General features: G+C 53.8%; 26 protein-coding genes. 7 read left to right on the top strand and 19 right to left on the bottom strand.

Translation table 11 applies throughout. The annotated features are described in order from the left end of the window. Positions 1–79 precede the first annotated feature (79 nt). The 4 genes from gatB to ACN0YD_RS05035 form a co-directional block, all read right to left on the bottom strand. Positions 80–1,564: an Asp-tRNA(Asn)/Glu-tRNA(Gln) amidotransferase subunit GatB gene (gene gatB, locus ACN0YD_RS05050; RefSeq protein WP_417317558.1), complete on the bottom strand. Its 1,485-nt coding sequence runs from the start codon at positions 1,562–1,564 to the stop codon at positions 80–82. Next, positions 1,561–3,045 carry an Asp-tRNA(Asn)/Glu-tRNA(Gln) amidotransferase subunit GatA gene (gene gatA, locus ACN0YD_RS05045; RefSeq protein WP_417318849.1) on the bottom strand — a complete coding sequence of 495 codons (1,485 nt, stop codon included), beginning with the start codon at positions 3,043–3,045 and terminating at the stop codon, positions 1,561–1,563. Before gatA ends, gatB begins: the two co-directional genes overlap by 4 nt. An 11-nt stretch (positions 3,046–3,056) precedes the next feature. Then, complete coding sequence (gene gatC / locus ACN0YD_RS05040; RefSeq protein WP_417317557.1) at positions 3,057–3,344, bottom strand: Asp-tRNA(Asn)/Glu-tRNA(Gln) amidotransferase subunit GatC; 288 nt, start codon at positions 3,342–3,344, stop codon at positions 3,057–3,059. 138 nt (positions 3,345–3,482) lie between these two features. Next, positions 3,483–3,950, bottom strand: coding sequence for an Lrp/AsnC family transcriptional regulator (locus ACN0YD_RS05035; protein WP_417317556.1), 468 nt, complete (start codon positions 3,948–3,950; stop codon positions 3,483–3,485). 208 nt (positions 3,951–4,158) lie between these two features. On the opposite strand from ACN0YD_RS05035, the gene rocF reads away from it, so the two are divergent. The 3 genes from rocF to ACN0YD_RS05020 all read left to right on the top strand — a co-directional run bounded on the left by rocF (position 4,159) and on the right by ACN0YD_RS05020 (position 7,246). Then, positions 4,159–5,091, top strand: a complete 933-nt coding sequence (rocF, locus tag ACN0YD_RS05030; protein ID WP_417317555.1) for an arginase — start codon at positions 4,159–4,161, stop codon at positions 5,089–5,091. Then, entirely contained in the window at positions 5,088–6,296 is a 1,209-nt protein-coding gene (rocD, locus tag ACN0YD_RS05025; RefSeq protein WP_417317554.1) for an ornithine--oxo-acid transaminase, read from the top strand. The genes rocF and rocD overlap by 4 nt, the downstream gene beginning before the upstream one ends. Before the next feature lie 65 nt (positions 6,297–6,361). Further along, entirely contained in the window at positions 6,362–7,246 is an 885-nt protein-coding gene (locus ACN0YD_RS05020; protein WP_417317553.1) for a DUF4105 domain-containing protein, read from the top strand. A 2-nt stretch (positions 7,247–7,248) separates the two neighbouring features. Here ACN0YD_RS05020 and era read toward each other — a convergent pair whose 3' ends face one another. The 10 genes from era to folK all read right to left on the bottom strand — a co-directional run bounded on the left by era (position 7,249) and on the right by folK (position 15,638). Beyond that, positions 7,249–8,154 carry a GTPase Era gene (gene era, locus ACN0YD_RS05015; RefSeq protein WP_417317552.1) on the bottom strand — a complete coding sequence of 302 codons (906 nt, stop codon included), beginning with the start codon at positions 8,152–8,154 and terminating at the stop codon, positions 7,249–7,251. Between the two features lie 14 nt (positions 8,155–8,168). Beyond that, positions 8,169–8,852, bottom strand: a complete 684-nt coding sequence (rnc, locus tag ACN0YD_RS05010) for a ribonuclease III (protein ID WP_417317551.1) — start codon at positions 8,850–8,852, stop codon at positions 8,169–8,171. Between the two features lie 72 nt (positions 8,853–8,924). Continuing rightward, a complete protein-coding gene (gene lepB, locus ACN0YD_RS05005; RefSeq protein ID WP_417317550.1) occupies positions 8,925–9,728 on the bottom strand; it encodes a signal peptidase I in 804 nt (267 codons plus the stop codon). A 144-nt stretch (positions 9,729–9,872) separates the two neighbouring features. Beyond that, positions 9,873–10,289 (bottom strand): holo-ACP synthase, encoded by a 417-nt coding sequence (gene acpS / locus ACN0YD_RS05000; protein ID WP_417317549.1) that lies wholly within the window; start codon positions 10,287–10,289, stop codon positions 9,873–9,875. Beyond that, positions 10,286–11,035, bottom strand: a complete 750-nt coding sequence (locus ACN0YD_RS04995) for a pyridoxine 5'-phosphate synthase (RefSeq protein WP_417317548.1) — start codon at positions 11,033–11,035, stop codon at positions 10,286–10,288. Before ACN0YD_RS04995 ends, acpS begins: the two co-directional genes overlap by 4 nt. Continuing rightward, the gene (locus tag ACN0YD_RS04990; protein WP_417318847.1) at positions 11,029–11,640 is read right to left on the bottom strand and encodes a DUF2062 domain-containing protein; all 612 of its coding nucleotides are present in this window, start codon (positions 11,638–11,640) and stop codon (positions 11,029–11,031) included. The genes ACN0YD_RS04995 and ACN0YD_RS04990 overlap by 7 nt, the downstream gene beginning before the upstream one ends. Positions 11,641–11,710: 70 nt before the next feature. Further along, positions 11,711–12,292: an orotate phosphoribosyltransferase gene (pyrE, locus tag ACN0YD_RS04985; RefSeq protein ID WP_417317547.1), complete on the bottom strand. Its 582-nt coding sequence runs from the start codon at positions 12,290–12,292 to the stop codon at positions 11,711–11,713. A 29-nt stretch (positions 12,293–12,321) separates the two neighbouring features. Next, a complete protein-coding gene (locus ACN0YD_RS04980; protein ID WP_417317546.1) occupies positions 12,322–14,469 on the bottom strand; it encodes a RelA/SpoT family protein in 2,148 nt (715 codons plus the stop codon). A gap of 138 nt (positions 14,470–14,607) precedes the next feature. Continuing rightward, positions 14,608–14,997, bottom strand: coding sequence for a DNA-directed RNA polymerase subunit omega (gene rpoZ / locus ACN0YD_RS04975; RefSeq protein WP_417317545.1), 390 nt, complete (start codon positions 14,995–14,997; stop codon positions 14,608–14,610). Positions 14,998–15,104: 107 nt separating this feature from the next. Continuing rightward, positions 15,105–15,638 (bottom strand): 2-amino-4-hydroxy-6-hydroxymethyldihydropteridine diphosphokinase, encoded by a 534-nt coding sequence (gene folK, locus ACN0YD_RS04970; protein ID WP_417317544.1) that lies wholly within the window; start codon positions 15,636–15,638, stop codon positions 15,105–15,107. Between the two features lie 158 nt (positions 15,639–15,796). Between folK and ACN0YD_RS04965 the strand changes: the two genes are divergently transcribed. The 3 genes from ACN0YD_RS04965 to ACN0YD_RS04955 all read left to right on the top strand — a co-directional run bounded on the left by ACN0YD_RS04965 (position 15,797) and on the right by ACN0YD_RS04955 (position 17,729). Further along, positions 15,797–16,342, top strand: coding sequence for an NYN domain-containing protein (locus ACN0YD_RS04965; protein ID WP_417317543.1), 546 nt, complete (start codon positions 15,797–15,799; stop codon positions 16,340–16,342). After that, positions 16,339–16,989 (top strand): uracil-DNA glycosylase, encoded by a 651-nt coding sequence (locus ACN0YD_RS04960; protein WP_417317542.1) that lies wholly within the window; start codon positions 16,339–16,341, stop codon positions 16,987–16,989. The genes ACN0YD_RS04965 and ACN0YD_RS04960 overlap by 4 nt, the downstream gene beginning before the upstream one ends. 161 nt (positions 16,990–17,150) lie before the next feature. Continuing rightward, complete coding sequence (locus ACN0YD_RS04955; RefSeq protein WP_417317541.1) at positions 17,151–17,729, top strand: hypothetical protein; 579 nt, start codon at positions 17,151–17,153, stop codon at positions 17,727–17,729. A gap of 23 nt (positions 17,730–17,752) precedes the next feature. On the opposite strand, the gene smpB is transcribed toward ACN0YD_RS04955, so the two are convergent. The 5 genes from smpB to ACN0YD_RS04930 form a co-directional block, all read right to left on the bottom strand. After that, positions 17,753–18,229, bottom strand: a complete 477-nt coding sequence (gene smpB, locus ACN0YD_RS04950) for an SsrA-binding protein SmpB (protein WP_417317540.1) — start codon at positions 18,227–18,229, stop codon at positions 17,753–17,755. Between the two features lie 2 nt (positions 18,230–18,231). Continuing rightward, on the bottom strand, positions 18,232–19,122 hold the full coding sequence (gene dapA, locus ACN0YD_RS04945) for a 4-hydroxy-tetrahydrodipicolinate synthase (protein WP_417317539.1): 891 nt from the start codon (positions 19,120–19,122) through the stop codon (positions 18,232–18,234). A 157-nt stretch (positions 19,123–19,279) separates the two neighbouring features. Then, positions 19,280–19,744, bottom strand: coding sequence for an EF-hand domain-containing protein (locus ACN0YD_RS04940; RefSeq protein ID WP_417317538.1), 465 nt, complete (start codon positions 19,742–19,744; stop codon positions 19,280–19,282). 69 nt (positions 19,745–19,813) lie between these two features. Then, positions 19,814–21,025, bottom strand: a complete 1,212-nt coding sequence (locus ACN0YD_RS04935) for a 3-phenylpropionate MFS transporter (RefSeq protein WP_417317537.1) — start codon at positions 21,023–21,025, stop codon at positions 19,814–19,816. After that, entirely contained in the window at positions 21,022–21,600 is a 579-nt protein-coding gene (locus tag ACN0YD_RS04930; RefSeq protein WP_417317536.1) for a regulatory protein RecX, read from the bottom strand. The genes ACN0YD_RS04935 and ACN0YD_RS04930 overlap by 4 nt, the downstream gene beginning before the upstream one ends. An 18-nt stretch (positions 21,601–21,618) precedes the next feature. Between ACN0YD_RS04930 and ACN0YD_RS04925 the strand changes: the two genes are divergently transcribed. Next, positions 21,619–22,524 (top strand): DMT family transporter, encoded by a 906-nt coding sequence (locus ACN0YD_RS04925; RefSeq protein ID WP_417317535.1) that lies wholly within the window; start codon positions 21,619–21,621, stop codon positions 22,522–22,524. The last annotated feature ends 71 nt before the right edge of the window (positions 22,525–22,595 follow it).

The following is a 22,595-nucleotide window of genomic DNA, read 5'->3' as shown; positions in this document are numbered from 1 at the left end:
AGCTAATAAGGCAATTTTATGATGGGAAAGGCCGGAAATATAAAATTTCCGGCTTTTAATTCCCTTTCCGCTGAAATAATCAGCCGTTCAGCTTCTTCCGGAGCAATTCATTGACAACCTGCGGATTGGCCTTGCCCTGGGTTTTTTTCATCACCTGACCGACAAAGAAACCAAGCAGCTTATCCTTGCCGCCGCGATATTCCTCGACTTTGTCCGTGTTGGCCGCCATCACTTCGTCAATAAAGCCGTCGATGGCGCCGGTATCCGAAACCTGCTTCAGGCCTTTCTCTTCGACAATCTCTGACGGGCTCTGGTCACTGTCCAGCATAATTTCAAACACATCCTTGGCAATACGGCCGGATATGGTCCCGTCCATCTGCAGGCCGATCAGTTCAGCCCCATGCTCGGGCGGTATCGGGCTCTGGGTAATGGCACAGCCAAGTTTATTCAGGGCACCGAAAAGATCGCCGGTCACCCAATTGGACGCCAGGGTGGCGAATTCATGTTTGGCCTTGCCTGTCATTTTCTCAAGGTGGGAAAGCACCTCTTCAAAATAGTCGGCATTTTCCTTTTCCGCCACCAGGACGCCTGCATTATAGGCGCTGATCTTCAGGTCATCGACAAAGCGCTTCTTTTTGATATCCGGCAGTTCCGGAAGACTTTTCGCAATTTCGTCCACATATTCCTGTGTGAATTCCAGCGGCAGCAGATCCGGATCCGGGAAATAGCGATAGTCATGGGCTTCCTCCTTGGACCGCATGGACCGGGTGGTACCGGTCCCCGGATCAAACAGCCGCGTTTCCTGATCGATGCTTCCACCGTCTTCAAGAATGGCAATCTGGCGGTTGGCTTCATGCTCCACCACCTGCATGACGAAACGGATGGAGTTCACATTCTTGGTTTCTGTCCGGGTGCCGAAAGGCTCCCCCGGCCGACGAACGGACACATTGACGTCGGCGCGCATGCTGCCCTGCTCCATATTGCCGTCACAGGTGCCTGCATAACGGACAATGGAACGCAGCTTGCGGAAATAGGCGCCGGCCTCCTCTGCCGAACGCATATCCGGTTTGGAGACGATTTCCATCAGCGCCACACCGGACCGGTTCAGGTCTACATAAGTCATGCTGGGGTGCTGGTCGTGCATGCTCTTGCCTGCGTCCTGTTCCAGATGCAGACGCTCCACGCCGACTTCCTTGGTTGACCCGTCCTCCAGTTCAATAACGATTTCCCCCTCCCCCACAATGGGGTCCTTGAACTGGCTGATCTGATAGCCCTGCGGCAGGTCCGCATAAAAATAGTTTTTACGGTCAAAGATGGAGCGCAGATTAATCTTCGCCCCCATGGCAAGCCCGGTACGGATGGCCTGGCGGATACATTCCTCGTTGATCACCGGCAGCATGCCGGGCATGGCGCTATCCACAAAGCTTACCTGAGTATTGGGCTCGGACCCGAAGGCTGTCGAAGAACCGGAGAACAGTTTGGATTCTGAGATAACCTGGGCATGAACTTCCAGACCAATCACAACTTCCCAGTCACCGGTCGCCCCCTGAATTAACTTGCTCATGACTTGCCTCCCCACCATTTAACAGGTTTCGCCGTCATATTAGCCGCGCCTTCCAGAACATCTGCCGCTCTGAGCAGGGTTTCCTCGTCAAAGGGCCGTCCCAGAAGCTGCAGCCCTAAGGGCAGCCCCTCGCGATTAAGGCCCGCCGGTACGGAAATACCCGGCAGACCGGCCAGACTTGCCGGCACGGTGAAAACGTCATTGAGATACATGGACAGCGGATCGGATGTTTTCTCTCCCAATGCAAAGGCGGCACTGGGGGCCGTCGGTGTCAGGATCACATCCACTTTCTCATACGCCTCGCGGAAATCACGAGCAATAAGGCTGCGTACCTTTTGGGCTTTCAGATAGTAGGCATCGTAATAACCGGCTGACAGCACATAGGTGCCGATCAGGATACGTCGCTTGACCTCGTCGCCAAACCCTTCGGCCCGGGTATTGCTATACATATCTGCCAGATTTTCACCGTCAACACGCAGACCGTATTTCACCCCGTCATAGCGGGCCAGATTGGAGGATGCCTCCGCCGGCGCCACAATGTAATAAGTGGGCAGGGCATATTTGGTGTGCGGCAGGGAAATATCGACAACTTCCGCCCCCGCGCCCTTGAGCCAATCAATACCCTGCAGCCAGAGTTTTTCAATCTCTTCAGGCATACCGTCGACACGATATTCTTTTGGAATACCCACCTTCAGGCCGCGAATATCACCGGTCAGAGCAGCCTCGAAGTTCGGCACGTCGGTCGGAACCGACGTACTGTCCTTGGGGTCGTGACCGGCCATACTTTCCAGCATGATGGCCGCATCCCGCACAGTCTTGGTGATGGGACCCGCCTGGTCCAGGGAGGACGCAAAGGCAATAATACCCCAGCGGGAACAGCGACCGTATGTGGGCTTGAGACCCACGAGATTTGTGAAACTTGCCGGCTGGCGAATTGACCCGCCAGTGTCAGTACCGGTTGCAGCAATAGCGATATCAGCCGCCACGGCAGCAACAGAGCCGCCGGAGGAGCCGCCCGGCACCAGGTCATGCCCGTAACCTTCAGCCCGCCAGGGATTTTTCACCGGCCCGTAATAGCTGGTCTCATTGGAGGAGCCCATGGCGAACTCATCCATATTGAGTTTGCCCAGCATCACGGCCCCGTCGTCCCACATCTGTTGGGTCACGGTGCTTTCATAGCGGGGCTCAAATCCGTCCAGGATGTGGCTTGCGGAACAGCTGTGCACACCTTTGGTGCAGAACAGGTCCTTCACGCCGACCGGAATGCCGGTCATGCCTTTCTGGTCACCGGCTTTAATTCTGGTATCTGCCTTGTCCGCCATATCCAGCGCCTGTTCGGGCGTCTCGGCAATATAGGCATTCAGCTCACGCGCGGCTTCCATGGCAGCAAGATGAGCTTCAGTCACCTCGCGGGCTGTAAAATCACCTTTTTTGAAACCGTCTCTGGCTTCGGTAATGGTAAGTTCTGTCAGTTTGCTCATCATACCCTCCCCTATTCAATCACTTTGGGGACGGCAAAAAAGCCGTGTTCGGCTACCGGCGCATTGGCCAGGATATCCTCCCGATAGCCACCATCGGTGATTTTATCTTCCCGCATGGGAAGAGTAACATCGGCCACACTGGTCAGGGGGTCCACTCCGTCCGTATCCACCTCGGACAGCATTTCCACCCAATCCAGAATATTGTTCAGTTCTCCCACCAGCGGCTCGAGTTTTTCCTCGGGCACCTTGATGCGGGCGAGATGGGCTATTTTCGCCACAGTATCCTTATCAACAGACATAATATTCCTGACAGGTTGAGTTAGTTCCGAAAGGCGGAAACTAACACCGGGCTGTCTGTTCTGCAAGAGGGCGATTGGGGAATTTTGCAGCCTTTCCTCTCCCCGGGAACATCCATCGGTGATCCGGGCAAAAACATTCTACTCCACAAGCCTTTCCAGCGCATAGCCGCGGAAGGGTTTGGTATGGGCAAGCGCCACCTGGCTGGAGATATTGGCGACCCCTTCCATTTTACCGATCAGGTCGTCATTGAGCTTGAGATAACTGTTCATGTCAGGGCAGACCACCCGCAGGAAATAATCAAAATTGCCGCTCACCGTATAGCATTCCACAATCTCCGGGAACTGGGCCATGGCTTCTTCAAAGGCCTTGAAATTGGCATTGGTATGGTCATGCAGGCTGACGGTAACCAGTACCGTCACCGTACGACAGATTTTGTCCAGGTTGATATTGGCCATATAACTGTCGATATAGCCTTCATCTTCCAGCTTACGCACCCGCTGCAGGCAACTGCTTGGGGACAGATTCACCTTGTCGGACAAGAGGTGATTGGTGATGCGTGCATTTTCCTGAAGAATCGAAAGAATCTTCAGATCGATGCGATCCATAGACTTTTTCCGGGCCAATTGTTCTCTCCGTAGAATATATTTATCGTTATGACATAATTTTTTTCTTACATCTCAGAACAATGTAGCACATTCCACCAAAAACCCGAAGAATATTCGGCATTCTTATTAAAATAGATATTTCATTTTCGGATTTTCATGCAAAGCTAGCCATAATCAAGGGCATGAGATTTATTCTGATATTATAATTATGACAAAGAAAATTTCACTGATTGGCGTACCCAGCGACATTTCAGCTGGCGACCGCGGCGCTACCATGGGGCCGGAGGCCCTTCGTGTGGCCGGCATTTCCAACACACTCGAAAAACTGGGATATGACGTCGTTGATACGGGTAACCTGTATGGACCGAAAACTCCCAACCATCCGCCCGAAGATGGCCTGCGTCATCTCAAAGAGACCATGATCTGGTGTCAGAATGTGCAGGATGCGGTCTATACGGAGCTGATGGAAGGGCACCTCCCCATCATGATGGGCGGTGACCACGGAATGAGCATCGGGTCAATTGCCGCTGTCTCCCGCTATTGCACTCAGAAAAACATCCCCCTCTGCGTCCTCTGGATCGACGCCCATGCCGACTTCAACACACCGGAGACCAGTCCCTCAGGCAACATTCACGGCATGCCGGTAGCTGTCATGTCCGGGATCGGCCCGGCGGAACTGACCGGTCTGTCCTCGGTAACCCCCATGGTCAAACCCGGCAATATCTATCAGGTGGGCATCCGTTCCGTTGACCGGGCCGAAAAGAAACTGGTCACCGACAGCGGAATCAATGTGTTTGACATGCGCCGAATTGACGAGATCGGCATGCGTATGACCATGCACAGCATTATTGAACAGGTGCGTGACAAGAACGCCCATCTGCATGTGAGCTTTGACGTGGACAGCCTTGATCCAACCATTGCCCCCGGTGTTGGCACCACGATTCCTGGCGGGCTGACCTACCGCGAGGCTCAGCTCTGCATGGAAATGGTTTACGACAGCGGCCTGATGGGATCGCTCGACATCGCCGAAATCAACCCGGCGCTGGATGATAAAAACAAGACCGCGGAACTGGCCGTTGATCTGGCAGCCAGCCTGTTCGGCAACCACATATTGCCGCCCACCAAAGGAAAGACCATATGACCCTGCAACAGGACATAATCAATAAAACAGACCTGCACAGTGCCCAGAACTATCATCCCCTCCCCCTTGTATTGTCCCGGGGAAAGGGAATCTGGGTCTGGGATGTTGACGGCAACAAATACCTGGATTGCCTCAGCGCCTACAGCGCGGTCAACCAGGGCCATTGCCATCCGAAAATCATTAATGCCCTGACCGAGCAGGCTAACCAGCTGACCCTGACGTCACGTGCCTTTCACAATGACAAGATGGGCGATTTCCTGGAAAAACTCTGCGCCATGGCGGAAATGGACATGGCACTGCCCATGAACACCGGCGCCGAAGCCGTGGAAACAGCCATCAAGGCGGTGCGAAAATGGGGTTATGAAGTCAAGGGTGTGCCGGACAACCAGGCGGAAATCATCTTTTTCGAAGGCAACTTCCACGGCCGGACCGTGACCACGGTCAGTGCCTCTTCCGAAGAAGCCTACAAACATCATTTCGGGCCGTTTACACCCGGCTTCAAAATCGTACCCTACGGTGATGCAGATGCCCTCGAGGCAGCAATCACTGACAATACTGTAGCCCTTATCATGGAGCCGATCCAGGGCGAAGCCGGCATCAATGTGCCGCCGGAAGGGTACCTTGCCGCCACGCGCCGCATATGCCGGGATAATAATGTCCTTATGGTCATGGATGAAATCCAGACAGGCCTGGGCCGTACCGGTCAGATGTTCTGTTACCAGCATGAAGAGCACGCCAAACCGGATATGCTGATTGTCGGCAAGGCCCTCTCCGGCGGCGCCTATCCGGTCTCGGCAGTGATCTCTTCCCGCGATATTCTTGGTGTTTTCACCCCTGGCATTCATGGCAGCACCTATGGCGGAAACCCGCTGGGGGCCGCTGTGGGACTTGCCGCCCTGGAAGTGATAGACGAAGAAAATCTCGTTGACCGCTCCCGCCTGCTCGGGGACTATCTGATGCGCAAGCTGGAAGAAATCCCCACAAACAAAGTGGCGGAAATCCGCGGCAAAGGGCTTTTCATCGGCATTGAGCTGCACAAGGAAGTGGGCCTTGCCCGTCCTTATTGCGAGGCATTGATGAAGCGCGGGATCCTGTGCAAGGAGACCCACGACTATGTGATACGCCTGGCCCCCCCGCTGGTGATCGAAAAGGAACAGATTGACTGGCTGGCGGAACAGATTTCTGAAGTTCTTCAGGAAAGCTGAAACCAGACATCTTGTCAAACGGACCAAGACTCCCTAACCTGTCTTAAAAACGCAGGGGGAGTATTTTGGCCCGAAAAAAAAGCAAATTTATCCAGGCCCTGAAATATGCCATGGCGGCCCTTGCTGGCCTGGTTGCCGGGGTATGGATTTTTCTGGAATTGCAGACACCGGACATGGCGGGCCCCTGGCAACCCCAGCTTTCCCGCACCGCCTTTGCGGAAAGCGGCAAAGACTATATCCATCTACACAATGTCCGGGACTTCACCTATCATGCGGATCGCACGCCGGACCGGATACAGTATTTCGATCGCACCTATTATCTCGATGATCTGAAACGGATCTGGTACGGCATTTCCCATTTCGGCCCCATGGGGCTGGCCCATAATTTTCTGAGTTTTGAATTCGAAGGCGGGGAATATCTTTCCCTGTCAGTGGAAACCAGATTGCATCCCGGACAACATTATGGCGCCTTCCGCGGCATGATGCGCCAGTTCAACAAGATCTATGTCTGGGGAACGGAACAGGACATCATCGGCCAGCGCACCCATGTTCGCGGCGAAAATGTGATGCTTTATCCGGTCACACTGACTGATCCCGGTGAAATGAGAGAATATTTCCTCAAGGTCATTGCCGAAACAAATGACCTGCATAACAAACCGGCCTTCTACAACACCCTATTTGACAGCTGTCTGACCAACCTGATCAAAAACACAGCCATCCGGAATTACACTCATGCCATCGACTTCCGGGTGCTGCTGCCGGGTCGCGCCGACCGGCTCGCCTATACCATCGGCCTGATCCCCAACGACATGTCGCTGCAGGACGGTCGCAAGCGCGCCGGCATCAAGCCTGAAGGCCTTCTTCTGGATGACAGTTATTCTGTTAAAATACGGTGCGGATGGTCAGGTTATGGCGGGCTTGATCTCCCACCCTGCACGGAGTCACATTAGGCCTATTTCACCCAGTCGAGGCCCATGTTCCGATAACGCTCGCGGTCCTCGGACCAGTCCTTGCGCACCTTGACAAAAATGAATAGATGGACACGTCGGCCGAGGATTTCCTCGAGCTCCTCGCGCGCCAGTTTGCCAATTTCCTTGAGGCTGCTGCCCCCCTTGCCGATGACAATCTTTTTCTGACTTTCCCGCTCCACATAGATCACCTGTTCGATCCGCACTGAACCGTCTCTCAGGTCTTTCCACTGTTCCGTCTCGATGGTGGTCGCATAGGGCAGTTCCTCATGCAGGCGCAGGAAGAATTTTTCGCGGGTGATTTCGGCAGCCAGCATCCGCTCCGTAATATCCGTCAGCTGATCCTCTGGATACAGCCAGATCCCTTCCGGCAGATAATCGGCGATTTTCTGCTTCAGCTCATCAAGCCCCTGCCCCTTCAGGGCGGAAATCAGTAACGTATCGGTAAATTCACCGATCTCGTTCATTTCCTGGATCAGGGGAAGAAGTTTTTCGCGCTTGAAACCATCCACCTTGTTGATGGCCAGGATCACGTTGCGTTTTTTGTCCTTGAGGCTTTCGGCAATACGGCGGGTGTCCGCGTCAATCCCCCGGGTGGCATCCACCAGCAGAACGATAATATCCGCATCATGAGCCCCCTCCCAGGCGGCCGCCACCATGGCCCGCTCCATGCGCTTCCTGGGCTCGAAGATCCCCGGCGTATCAAGAAAGATCATCTGGTTCAGACCGTCAACAGCCACCCCCAGAATGCGTGTCCTGGTGGTCTGCACCTTGTGGGTGACAATGGCGATTTTGCTGCCAACCAGAGCGTTGAGAAGTGTAGATTTCCCGGCATTGGGTGCGCCGATCAGGGCCACATAGCCGCAATGTGTATTTTGCTTACCTGTCATCGGATCACCTGTTTTCAATCTTCTTCTTCGATGGCTTCGAGCATCCTGGCTGCAGCCGCCTGCTCGGCCTCCCGCTTGGAGCCGCCCTGCCCGACCTGTTCCCCCATGCCATTCAAACGTACCGCAATGGTAAACAGGGGCTCGTGAGCCGGGCCTTCACGCCCCAATGTAACATAATTGGGTGTGGAGATTTTGCGGCTCTGGGCCCATTCCTGCAACCTGGTTTTCGCATCCCTCACAGCAAGTCCGTCCTGGTCGATAAAATCCTTCCAATGGGTCCGGATCAGCTTTCGACACACATCGAGCCCGCCTTCCAGATACATGGCGCCCAGCAGTGCCTCGCAGACGTCCCCCAGGATTGTCGCCCGGCGGCGTCCACCCGTATCCTCGGTACTTTTTGCCATCAGGATATACTCCGCCAGGCCCATTTTTTCCGCAGCCTCGGCGCAGGTCTCCCGGCGTACCAGATTGGTATGACGGCTGGCCATGCCCCCTTCATCAACATGGGGATAACGTTCGTAAATCCATTCAGCAATCAACAGGCCAAGTACCCGGTCACCGACAAATTCCAGACGCTGGTAACTGACCGGCCCTTCGAGACTGGGATGAGTTAGCGCCTGGCGCAGAAGGTCCTCATCCCTGAATTCATACTTCAGTGTCTTGTAGAGGCTGCTGTATTGTCCTTTTGATGAAGTCACTATTCTCACAATCTTATTGTCTTGCCGGCTTGCCCCGGTGTGACATCCCGCTCGCCGGCTGCTGTCGGAATTCTATCTGATTTTGGTGAAAAACCGTTCGCGTCGTTCCTTGGGGAACCATTTCCAGAATTCCCAGAGCTTCGCCTGGTCATCAAAGGAAAGGGTGAGAACTTCGGCGCGGCCGATGATATTTTCACTCGGTATATAGCCAACACCCTCCGATTTGGGAAGCCGGCTGTCCTTGGAATTGTCCCGGTTGTCGCCAATTCCGAAATAATGCCCCTCAGGGATCTTGTAGACAGGCGTGTCATCCGCCCGGCTGCCCGGGAAATACCCCATATCCAGGGTGGTATAGCTTTTTCCATTGGGCAGAGTCTCCCGGTACTGCCCAAAGCGTTCCTCTCGGCCGTTACGAATCCTCACATAATCCTCGAGCCGCTCCCGCTTGACCGGTTTGTCGTTGATGTAGAGGACGCTTTTTTTCATCTGGATACGATCACCGGGAAGCCCGAGAATGCGCTTGATGTAATAAACGCCCGGGTCACGGGGCAGCCTGAAAACAACCACATCTCCGCGCTCAACCGGACTTTCCAAAAAGCGTCCGGAAAACAACGGGGGGCTGAACGGCAAAGAATGATGGCTATAACCATAGGAAAATTTCGATACCAGCAGATAATCCCCGACCATCAGGTTTTTGAGCATCGATTCAGATGGAATGGTGAAAGGCTGATAGACAAAACTGCGAAAAACAATCGCAATCAGAACGGCAAGTGCCACTGTCGATGCAAATTCCAGCCAGCCTTCTTCCTTTTTTATCTCGACAGGCTTTTCGACCCCGACAGGAGACTGCGGCTGGTCCTTTGTATTTTCAGTCATAGATCAAAACATCTCTCTTTGTCAGCAAAACACTGCTGGAATCAAATACCCAATATGCCCTAGGCTTAGCCCATGCCGTCCAAAATCACAAATATTAAAAGCCAAAAGACGGCAGGATTTTATAAAATTCCCGGATATGCAAAATCATCTATGCGCAGAATTAGCCGTAATCAGGACAATGGCCTGGGCCCAGGGATAGTCGTCAGTGATGGTCAGGTCAATTTGTGCCGTCATGCCGTCAGGGACAAGGTCATCAAGGATTTCCCGCGCCCGGCCGGCAAGACGAATATGGGGGCGTCCCCTGTCGTCATTTTCAACCCAGACATCCTGCCAGCTTACCCCGTCCTGAAGGAACCCCGTCCCCAGCGCCTTGGAAAAGGCTTCTTTGGCGGCAAACCGCTTGCCATAAACCGATGCCCGGGTCTGCGGCCTTGCTTCTGCGCGGGCCTTCTCCACCTCGTTAAAGGTGCGCCGGATAAAGCGATCACCATATTTTTCCAGCGATTTTTCGATGCGCCGGATATCCACAAGATCGTTGCCAAGCCCCAGAACACGCATCATGCTTCCCTGTTCCGACTGCCCCGGTCCATAAGAACCCGCATGCGCCTCAGGCTTTCCGGCAGTCCCACAAAAATAGCCTCGCCCACCAGAAAATGGCCGATATTGAATTCGGTAAACTGGGGAATGCGCGCCACGGCCTCCACCGTATCATAGTTCAGGCCGTGACCGGCATGAACCTCCAGATCAAGTTCTTCACACAGGCGCGCCCCCTGACGCAGACGGTCGAGTTCCCGTGCATGATCCGCCCCCTCGGCTTCCACATAAGTTCCGGTATGCAGCTCTACCTTGTCAGCGCCAAGCCGCCGGGACGCCCGGATCTGGTCTTCATCGGGATCAATAAAGAGACTGACGCTGATCCCTGCCGCTTTCAGTTTTTCCACATATGAGCCGAGGTAGTCTTCCGCTCCGGCCACGTCCAGCCCGCCTTCCGTGGTCAATTCCTGGCGCTTTTCAGGTACAATGCAGCTTGACGCCGGCTTGTGACGCAAGGCAATGGCCAGCATTTCCTCTGTCGCCGCCATTTCCAGATTGAGCGGCAAGCTGAGTTCCGCCATCAACCGTTCAATATCATTGTCGGAAATATGACGGCGATCTTCACGCAGATGGGCAGTAATACCGTCAGCTCCCGCCTTGGCAGCCAGAACTGCCGCCCGCACCGGATCCGGGTGCTGACCACCGCGGGCATTGCGGATGGTGGCCACATGATCAATATTGACGCCAAGCCTGATGCGATCCCGATCTACCATATGGATGTTCCTTCCTCTCCAATATCCTCATGGCCGCTGCTGGAAAGTTTCTTCTCCAGCGCCTGCATGCGTTTTTCAAATCTTTTGCGTTTATATTCCGACACAAGCTTGTAAATTGGCCAGTAAAATGTACCCCAGGCAATTGCTCCCAGTACCATTCCGCCAAGCAGCATTGGCAAAAAGACAGAATGGAAATAGGGCGCGACGGGCGCGAGCGCCTTCAGGGGATCCACAAAAAAACCTCCGAATGTGACCTGGTTGGCAGCTTCCATCATGCCGCCCCACATGTTTTCCTGTGCCTCCCAGCCCAGAAGCCAGCTTCCGGTTTCATAGGTTGCCACCCAGATAAAGGGAAAGGTCCAGGGATTGCCGACAATGGTTCCCATGGCGGAGGTCAGGATATTGCCGCGGATAATCCAGGCGAAGGTCGCCGCAAGAATAAAATGAAATCCGACAAAAGGTGTAAAGGACATTGCTGCACCGCTGGCAAACCCGGCAGCAAGAGCATAAGACGTTCCGGGAATGCGCGCCACCCGGTGATGCATATAGCTAAAGGCCCGCCGCCAGCCGAGAGCGGGCCAGAGAAAATCCTGGACCCTGGTCAGAACGCTTTTCTTCTTGCGGCGCAGAAACAGTGCTTTCCCTTTCCTGTATCTTCGGGCCTTTGGCCTTTTGCTATTTCAGACCCCGGCTCCCCGGTTTGACCGCTTCGGTTCCCTGCAGCTCAGGCGGCAATTTATCGGCCTCATAGGCGGGAATATCAAGTCCTGCCAGAGAAACAAGCGGCACACCTACATCCGCCTGGCCGTTACTTCTGTCGATCAGGCAACTGGCAACGACGACGTTACCACCGTATTTGCGGATCACATCTATACATTCGCGAGAGGACAGACCGGTGGTGACGATATCTTCCGCCATCAGAATTCTGGCCCCTTCGGGGATTTCGAACCCCCGGCGCAGGACAAATTCCCCGTCAACCCGCTCGGTAAAGACAGCGGGAACACCAAGCTGGCGGCCCATTTCATAGCCGACAATCACGCCCCCCATAGCCGGTGAGACCACCATATCGATTTCTCCGATGGTGGCGCGGACTTTGGCTGCAAGCGCAGCGCAAAGTTTATCCGCCCGTCTGGCATCCATGAGAACCCGCGCACACTGCAGGTACATGGGGCTGTGCAGTCCGGATGACAGCAGGAAATGCCCTTCCAGCAGGGCGCCGGCTTCCCTGAATGTTTCCAGTACTTCCTCACGATTCATAGATTTTTTCCTCTTGTCTGAAAGACCTTCTAGCTGAACGCACGTTCCACAGTATTGACCCGCTCGCTGGCGCGCAGGGCGGTGATAATGCTGGTCAGATGTTTAACATCTCTGACCTCAATATCAAGCTCAATCCTGAACATGTCCGGCGAACGCTCTGCAAACTTGATGTTGCTCAGGTTGCCGCGCTCCCGGGCAACCACATTCAGCACATTGGCCAAGGCGCCCGGCTCGTGATCCAGCAGCACCTCTATACGGCCCACAAAAAAGCCGGCTTCTTCTCCCGGCGCGGACCAGGACAGGTCCAGCCAGACTTCCGGCATTTCCGAATAGACGTCCAGGGCGTCACAATCGATGGTATGCACCGTGATACCCTTGCCGGTAGTTGAAATACCGACAATCCTGTCGCCAGGCAGCGGGTGGCAGCATTCGGACAGATGTACGGCCAAACCGGGCGTCAGGCCCTTGATGGGAATGGCACCAGTGCTTTTAGCTGCCATATCTGTATTCTCTGCACGCACAAAGGCTGCCGCGCTTTCCCGGCCGTTGAGTTTGATACCCGGGAAGACAGTCTCGAGCACTTTCCTGTCCAGAATCTCCCCCTTGCCGACCTGCTCGAACAGGTCATCCTTGTCGGACAGATTCAGGTTCTTGGCAGCCAGTTCCATGGATTTGTTGTTAAAATCACGGTTTTCATGCTGAAAAGCCCGCTCGAGAATACTCTTGCCCAGCTTGATATATTCATCCCTTTTCTGGTGACGTATAAACCGGCGGATTGCCGACCTGGCCTTGCCGGTCACGACAAATCCGAGCCAGTTGGGAGACGGCTGCTGAGCGTTGGAACGCAGGATCTGCACCTGATCGCCATTGGACAGCCGCGCCCTAAGCTGAACCGGCTTGCCATTGATCTTTGCCCCCACACAGTTATCCCCGAGCCGGGTGTGAACCGCATAGGCAAAATCCACGACCGTCGCCCCCATGGGCAGACTGATCAGTTCACCCTTGGGTGTAAAACAGAACACCTGGTTCTGATACATGGCCAGTTTGGTATGTTCCAGAAACTCTTCCGGATCGGTGGAATGCTCCAGAATTTCGAGAAGGTCCTGCAGCCAGCGGTACTGGGCGCCCTCTTTTTCCGAAGCATGCTGCTTGTATGACCAGTGAGCCGCAACACCCTTTTCCGCCACCGCATCCATGGCCGTCGAACGGATTTGGATTTCGATTTTTTTCTTTTGCGGGCCGATCACCGCCGTATGGATGGACTGGTAGCCGTTGGGTTTCGGCATGGATATATAATCCTTAAGCAGGCCTGGCACCGCATGCCACTTCTGGTGCACAACACCTAGCGCCCGATAACAGGTTTCCGTATCATCCACAATGATCCGGAACGCCAGGATATCGGCCTGATCCTCAAGGCTCACATTGCGGTATGTCATCTTGCGCCAGATAGAAAAGGGTTTCTTTTCACGCCCCTTGACTTCTGCCTCAATGCCTGCCTCCGTCAGCAACCATTCGAGCTCCACAATCACCTGATCGCGGATATCCGCTGTGTTGGCGTGCAGGAAATCCAGCCTGCGGATGATAGACTCATGAGCTTCGGGATAGACATTGGGAAAGGCCAGCGCTTCCAGTTCTTCCTTGATTTCCTGCATGCCGATACGTTCCGCAAGCGGGGCATAAATATCAAGTGTTTCCTTTGAAATCCTGGCGCGCTTTTCAGGTTTACTGATAAAATGCAGCGTCCGCATGTTGTGCAACCGGTCGGCAAGTTTCACCAACAGGACGCGAATGTCATTGGACATGGCCAGCAGAAATTTCCTGAAATTTTCTGCCTGCTTGGAACTTTCCGACATATATTCCAGCTTGGAAAGCTTGGTCACACCGTCCACCATGCGGGCGATTTCCTCCCCGAACAGTTCATCAATCTGTTCGTAGGTGGCCACCGTATCCTCAATGGTATCATGCAGAAGAGCCGTGACAATGGTGTCACAGTCCAGCTGCATGTTGGTCAGAATCCCGGCGACTTCCAGCGGATGGGAAAAATAGGGGTCACCGCTGGCCCGCATCTGCTTGCCGTGGGCCTTCATGGAAAAAACATAGGCGCGGTTCAGGAGATTTTCATCAAGCTCCTTCTCGTAACTTCTCACCCGCTCTACCAGTTCATATTGTCTGATCACTGCCTTTTCCGTCCGTTTTTTCGCTCTTTTTTCAGATATATGACGACATGCACAATCTTGAAAGGTCAAATGTCAAAAAAAGAGGCCCGCCATAATCTACGGCAGGCCCTCTTTATTTTGGTTTAATTCTGCGGAAGACTATTCTTCTTCTTCCCCTGAACCGTCCTTGGCAGCCGCCGTCTCTTCCATGACCTCTTCTGCAATCTTCGAAAGATTTTCAGGGGTCACGTCCTGATTGGCTTCTTCCAGTTTCTTGCCGGCCAAAAGCAGGGAAATATCATCCTCTTCAGGCTCGTCCACTTCAACATGTTTCTGCATGCCGTGAATAATAGCTTCTTCCAGATCATCCGGCTTAACGGTTTCTTCAGCGATTTCCCGCAGGGCGACAACTGGGTTTTTGTCGTTGTCCCGGTCCACAGTCAGGGGAGCACCGGAAGAGATCTGACGGGCGCGCTGGGCCGCCACAAGAACCAGCTCGAACCGGTTCGGTACTTTATCTACGCAATCTTCAACAGTAACGCGTGCCATGCCGCAATTCTCTCCAATAGAATTTTCCTGAAACGAGGCTTATACAACCGACAACTTCCCCTGTAAAGTCCGGAATCCTTTAAATACTGTATATTTCGCACTTATTTTCACCGCTCAAGCTTTCTTATCCTGCCGGTCTCTTTCAGGTCCGCCAGAAGCTGCCTTGCCGTTCTGTCCAGAACCGGATGGCGCCAGTCTGGTGCGATATCCACCAGCGGGACCAACACGAAGGAGCGTTCCTGCAGGCGCGGATGCGGCACCACTGGCCGGTCCGGCGGGTTAATGCGACCGGCTTCCGCCCATTTTTCCATAGACGGCAGGACCTGATCATCATAGGCCAGAAGGTCAAGGTCAATCAAACGGGCTTCCCACCGCCTGTTGCGCACCCGGCCCATTTCAATTTCGATATCGTGTAATAGCGCCAGAAGCTGCTCTGCCCCGAGCGAGGTTTTCACTGAGGCAACCGCATTGACATACCAGGGCTGGTCAGAAACCGGCACCGGCTCGGTTTCATAAAATTCAGACAGCCGGTCCAATTTGACACCGCGACCGGCCAGCATTTCCAGAGCCACCCGAATGTTGTTTTCGGGCGCGCCGTAGTCGGGGGACTCCAGGTTTCCACCAAAACCGATCAGGATCATCACAAAGCCTTTTTATAAACATAATCGGCGCGTACAATAGCCTAACAATCGGTAAGAAAAAACATGAAATATTGGCATGCCAAACTGCTAACCGATTGTGAAGAAATGAACTTCATGCTATACTAATAAACAATTTATATATTTTAGGAATTTACATTATGTATTTCTATCCGAACGAGAAGCTGGCCTTGTTCATTGACGGATCGAATCTATTTGCCACAGCCAAGGCTCTTTCCTTCGATATTGATTACAGACGACTGCGGGAATATTTCGCCACCCGGGGTGTTCTGCTGCGTGCCAATTATTATACGGCGCTGATTGAAGAAGCGGAATATTCTCCATTGCGTCCCCTTGTGGACTGGCTGGACTATAACGGCTATACCCTTGTGACAAAACCCACCAAGGAATTTATCGACAACAGGGGCGAGAAGAAAATCAAGGGCAATATGGACATGGAACTGGCCATCGACATGATGGGCATGGCTGAGCATGTGGACCATATGGTCCTGTTTTCCGGCGATGGCGATTTCCGGCGACTGGTCGAAGCCGTGCAGCGGCGCGGCGTCCGGGTCACCGTGATCAGCAGCACCAAAACCAATCCGCCAATGATCGCCGACGAACTGAGGCGCCAGGCAGACAGTTTTATCGAATTGTCAGAAATGCACGAAGCCTTTGGTCGGCAGGGAAGCGGAAACCATCCATGACAGCACAGGAAATGCCGGCAGGCGAAGCGCCGCGGGACTGTACCCTGTGCCCGCGGCTGGTGGAATTCAGGCAGGAAAACCAGCAGAAATTTCAGGATTACTTTAACGGTGCCGTTCCTTCTTTCGGTGACCGGAACTGCGAACTTCTTGTTGTGGGCCTGGCACCCGGCCTGCACGGAGCCAATCAGACCGGCCGCCCTTTCACTGGTGATTATGCCGGTGACCTGCTCTATCCTACATTGATCAAATTCGGGTTTGCCGAAGGTTCGTACGGCGCCCGTCCCGATGACGGCCTGGTTCTCAAACGGGCCATGATCACCAATGCAGTTCGCTGTGTGCCACCGCAAAATAAACCGACCCCGGCCGAGGAAAAAACCTGCAGGCCGTTTCTGGTGGAACAGATCGACTCCCTGCCCAGGGTAAAGGTGCTGCTGGCGCTTGGCCTTGTGGCCCATAATGCGGTCCTGACAACTTTCGGTGTTAAAAAATCGGCTCACAAATTCGCCCATGGTGCCATTCACCGGCTAAGGGACGACCTCTGCCTGATCGACAGCTATCACTGTTCCCGCTACAACACCAACACCCGGCGGCTGACCACGGAAATGTTCGAAGACGTTTTCCGGCTGATTGCAGCGGAACTGTCCTGAGGCTCGCGGGTTTGTAAATTCCCGTTGCTTTCCCCCTGTGATACACTGACAAAGACAGCCAAATGAGAATTGCCTGAATGCCACGTTCAGGACATATTCAGACTGCATTATTTATCTTGTGTGCAGGTGTAGGGTGAACCTTCGGAAAAGAAAGGCCGACCATGAGTAAGATTGCACGGTTATTGAAAGCATCCACTGTTGTCCTCGGCGTCGCGGCATTCGGACTAGTTCCGACCGCACAGGCCTGGGCCGACGGGCGGCACAGGGACGGGCATCACAAGGAATACAGGCACGACCGTCATAACAGGTATGAAAAACATCACAATCCCCGCTATTATAAGCCCAGGCACTATGGCTATGTGAGCTATCATAGCCGGCGTTATCATCACCCGCGCGCTCATTACAGTGTTCACGGCCATGGCAGTGATGTTGCCATTGGCCTGCTGGCCGGCGGTCTTCTGGTTTACGGCCTGACACAGGCCGCCCAGCAAAATAACCAGAAAGAAGTGATCTATGTCCCCGCAAACCAGCCGCCCCCTGCAGGCGGAAGGGGCTGGGCCGCCTCACCGCCGCCTCAGCAGGTCGCCTACAGTCACGGCAGCTGCCTGCAGGAGCGCGAATATCAGACCACCATCACGGTCGGAAATGAAGCCGTTCCCGCCTACGGCACGGCTTGTCTGCAACCTGACGGCAGCTGGAAATTCGGTCCTGCAAAAGAGGTTCCCGCTTACGCGCGCTAATTTATTCTGAAAAAACAAAAGGCCTAGCCATGCTCCTTGAGCATGCGGGCCTTTTCCCTGCTCCAATCCCGCTCTTTTGAGGCCTGACGCTTGTCATGGGCCTTTTTACCCTTGGCCAGGCCAAGTTTGATCTTGGCCCTGTTGTGATCATCAAAATAGATGGACAGGGGAACCAGGGTCATGCCCTTCCTCTGGATGGCGGCGAAGATTTTATTGATCTGCCGTCTGTGCATAAGCAGTTTTCGCGGGCGACGCGGATCATGATTAAACCGGTTGCCCATGCTGTATTCCTTGATATGGGCATTAACCAGCCAGACTTCGTTGTTTCTCACTTCCGCATAGGATTCCGCGATATTGCACTCCCCCTGGCGGAGGGACTTGACTTCAGTGCCTTTCAGGACGATGCCCGCCTCGAAGTCCTCCTCGATAAAGAAGTTGTGACGGGCCTTTCGGTTTTCAGCGATCACCTGCCGTCCGTCGTTTTCCTTCTTCTTGGACATTGCTAATCCAACAGACCGGCTTTAACCAGTGCCTCGCGCACGGTTTTGCGGGTCGTCTCGCTTACAGGTACCATGGGCAGGCGCATCTCGGCAGAACAGAGCCCCAGCAGTTCGGCCGCATATTTGACCGGACCGGGATTGGCTTCCACAAACATGGCATCATGAAGTACGGTCAGCCTGTCCTGGATTTCCAGGGCTTTTTTATACTCTCCGGCCATGCAGGCATCCTGAAATCTGGCGAGAAGCGCCGGGGCGATGTTGGCCGTTACGGAAATACAGCCGTGTCCGCCATGCGCCATCAGGCCAAGCGCCGTCTGGTCCTCGCCGGAAAGCTGAATGAAATCCGGTCCCATGGCAACCCGCTGCAGCGCCACCCGGGCGATATCGCCGGTTGCGTCCTTGACGCCAACCACCTTGTCCAGCACGTTGAAACAACGAGTCATGGTTTCCACGCTCATGTCGATGACGGATCGGGGGGGAATATTATAGATAATGATCGGAATGTCGCTGGCGTCATTCAGCACTTTGAAATGCTGGAACAGGCCTTCCTGGGTTGGTTTGTTGTAATAGGGCGTAACGACCAGCGCCGCATCGGCGCCGGCTTCACCGGCGAATTTGATCAGTCCGACCGCCTCCGCCGTGCTGTTGGAACCACACCCGGCGATAACCGGCACACGGCCCGCAGCCTCCTCAATACATATTTCGGTAACCCGCCGGTGTTCCTCATGGCTGAGTGTGGGCGATTCACCGGTTGTGCCGCAGGGCACGAGACCGTGGGATCCCTGCTCTATCTGCCAGTTCACAAGCTTTCGAAAAGCAGCCTCATCCACTTTACCGTCACGGAATGGGGTAATCAAAGCGGGGATAGATCCTCGGATCAATTTGCTGGTCATCGAACGTCCTGAAATAGCTGTTAATTTTGAGGCAAAATAGTCTTCCTGCGAAAGAAGCGCAAGAAAGATATTATAGCAGCAGTAAATAGACAAAAAAATGGCGGGACAAGCCCGCCACTTCAGTTCATTGCAAGGGGACGTGCAATCCGTTCAATAATTACTTCATTTTCTTTTTATGCCCGCGGTCATCCGGACCGATCATGCCGTCGTCATTCCGGTCCATACGGTTGAACATGACGGCATGGTGAGCAGTCAGTTCCTCGGCTGTCACCTTGCCGTCTCCGTTGGCATCCATCCGTTCAAATTTCTTGCGCTCGTGAATCTTGCGCATTTCCGCCTTGATGTTTTCCTGCATCACGGTAAATTCCGCAGAAGACAGCGCTCCGTCCCGGTTCTTGTCCGCCTGTTTCAACCGGTCTTCATGAAATTTGGCCACCTCCTGCTTTGTGACATTGCCGTCACCGTCGGCATCCAACAGTTCCCGCATCGCCCCCCGGGGTGCATGCATTCCACTACCCATGCCCGTCCAGCCTGAATGCGGCCCTTTGGGCATGGCCATTACGGCCCCTGCTGCGGTTACAACCAGAATACCGGACATAATTGCCACTGAAACTTTCTTCATCGCTTTTCTCCTTAATCACTCCCGAAATCCACATTACAGTCATGATACGGCAACAAATCGGAAAAACCGTCACGGCAGTGCGATAGAACGCATTCTTTTTGCGACAAGCACCGCAAGGGCGCATAGGAGAGCCATAATCCAGTAAGCCTTTCCCTGCCACAGGTCATAAAAGAAACCGGCAGAGATGGTGGTCATCCCCTGGGCGATGCCGATGGGAAAGGCAGAATAGAGGCCCTGAGCCGTGGAAGAAGCGGAACGGGGAACCCGGTTGGCAATATAATAAATGGCTGCAAGATGGGCCGCACCGTAGGTCAGTCCGTGAATGGTTTGCACCAGGAACAGAAGCGGCAGGGAAAAAGTGCCCCCCATCACCAGCCAGCGCAGGGCGCCGAGAACGGCAATTATGGTAAAAACATACGTCGGGCGATTTCTGGCGATAAGCCCGCTGGCAAAAATAAACACCATAACTTCCGCCAGAACCCCGGTGCCCCAAAGCACGCCGATCATATCGGCGGAAATGCCGTTGTTGCGCCAGTGAATACTGCCCAGGGTATAATAGATCCCGTGACTCATCTGGATCAACGCCACCACAATCATGAACAGGACAAACCTCTGATCCTTCAACAAACGCCTCAGGGGTTTGCGACGATCGACATCCGTTTCCTCCTCATCCTGCACCTGATCCCTGTCGTCGGCCGGAAGCCAGAACGAGGTCAAAAGAGTGCCTGCCAGACAGGCCACTGCCGCCGGAACAACCCAGCCCGGATCATTGCCCTTGATCACAAGTCCGATCAGGAAGGCGCTGAGGATGAAGGTCACTGACCCGGCCGAACGTACCCGGCCGTAATGCATCGCGCATTTTCTGGTCTGGGCGACCGACATGGTCTCCAGAAGCGGCATCAGGGACTGAAAGAAAAGGTTTAGAATGACCGTCACCACCAGGATCTCGCCGAAACCATCCACATAGAGATAGGGTGTGAACAACAGCAACGTCAGCACAAGATTGATCAGAAAGATCAGCTTGACCCGGCCAACGCGGTCGGCAAGCTGGGTGGAAATCAGCGGGATCACCGGTTTCATCAGATAAGGGATGGTCATAACGATACCAATTTCCACTGGCGTTAGTCCCTTGTACTGCAGCCATAACCCCCAGAAAGGCAGCATGACCCCTACATAGAGGAACAAAGAGCCATATACGCTGCCAAGCCGCAGAGACGCTGAACGTCTTTCTTCTTTGCGTTCCAATGGCGAGAGTTGAGACTTATCGGTCACCGTCATCATAAAGCCCTGACACTAAAAAGGAGGTCCTCCAGATCTTCACGATCCATTTCCAGGACCTGTCGGGACAAGTCGAAGGAAAAACCGGCACGAGCCATGGACGCCATTTCCTTTCGCCTTTTATCCTCGTCGGCAGCATTTGCGGAAAACGGACCGAACCTTCGCCGGCGAACATATCCTGCCGCCGCAAATATCTCTGAATCACCCATTTCTTCTGCGATTTCCGAAAGCACCCGCTCCGCCAGGTCACGGGAAACTCCCTTGGCCTGCAGCTTCTGGATGATTTTTGCGCGTGAATTGCCACTACGCAGGAAAGACCGAGCCTTTGAGAGAGCGTAAAGTTCGTCATTAATCAGGGTATGCTTGCGGCAATATTGTATCGTGTCTTCAATCCAGCCGTCATGCTCTGCCGTCAGCGTTCCGTCCTCTCCTCCCGCTGACAGACGTCGTTTTACTTTCTGCCGCAATATGCGGCGCAGGTTCTCTTCCGAACTTGCGTAACGCTCAAGGTATCTGTAGGTTGCATTGCGCAGATACGTCGGTGTTACTTTTTTTGCTTTTCTGCTTGTCCTGGTCATTTCCTGAAGAACCTGTCCATGAACCATAACAATACCCCGAAACAGTATGCCTATCTTCTTTTCCTGGCCCTCGCCTGGGGTACTGCCTTCATGTTCAATAAAATTGCCGTTCAGTCTATTCCGCCAATCACCATTGCCGCAAGCCGAATTTCCCTCGGGGCTCTGATCGTCTGGCTTATTTTGCGTCACCAGAAACTTTCCCTGCCCACCGACCTTAAAAGCTGGTGGAATATCGGTAGCGTTGGCATATTGGGAACCGCCCTGCCCTTTATGCTGGTCAGTTGGGGAGTCAAATATCAGAATGCGGGCACCGCAGCCATCTGTATGTCCCTGGTTCCCCTGAACACATTCATTCTCGCCCATTTCCTGACCCATGATGAAAAGATGACCTGGCCCGGGTTGATCGGCATTTTGTGTGGTTTCACCGGAATTGTGATCCTGTTTATTGATTCAGTAATGTTTAAGTCTGCTGAATTCATCCAGATACTGGGCTTTCTCGCATTCCTGGCAACTGGTTTCTTCTATTCCCTGAGCGGGGTAATGATCCGGAATTTTCACAACAAAAACCCGTTGGTCGCTGCCGCAGTCATGCTGATCTGCTCTTCACTGGCCATCTGGCCGGCAGCTTTGGCCATAGATCAGCCCTGGACGAGCACGCCACAACCGGCCGCACTGGGCTCTGTGGCTTTCCTGGGCGTATTTGCCACCGGCCTGGCAACGATCATCCTTGTCCATCTGACCCATCTTGCTGGTGCCACATTTGTCGCATACAACAATTATATTGTGCCACTGGTCGGCGTTTTTGCCGGGTATTTTTGGCTGGATGAACCACTTCGGGAGACCACTTTCCTTTCGGTATTGTTTGTCCTTGCCGGTATATATCTAACAAAACGCTGGAATACGCACATAAAAAAATATAATTGACAGATAATTCAATATGTTAGTAAACTTTTTTGCAGAAATCACTTGATGTACAAAGTTAAAAATAAGTGGCA

This window comes from Emcibacter sp., from assembly GCF_048269205.1.
Lineage (GTDB): Bacteria > Pseudomonadota > Alphaproteobacteria > Sphingomonadales > Emcibacteraceae > Emcibacter.
The sequence above is the reverse complement of the archived record's forward strand: the minus strand, read 5'-3'. Positions and strand labels throughout refer to the sequence as shown.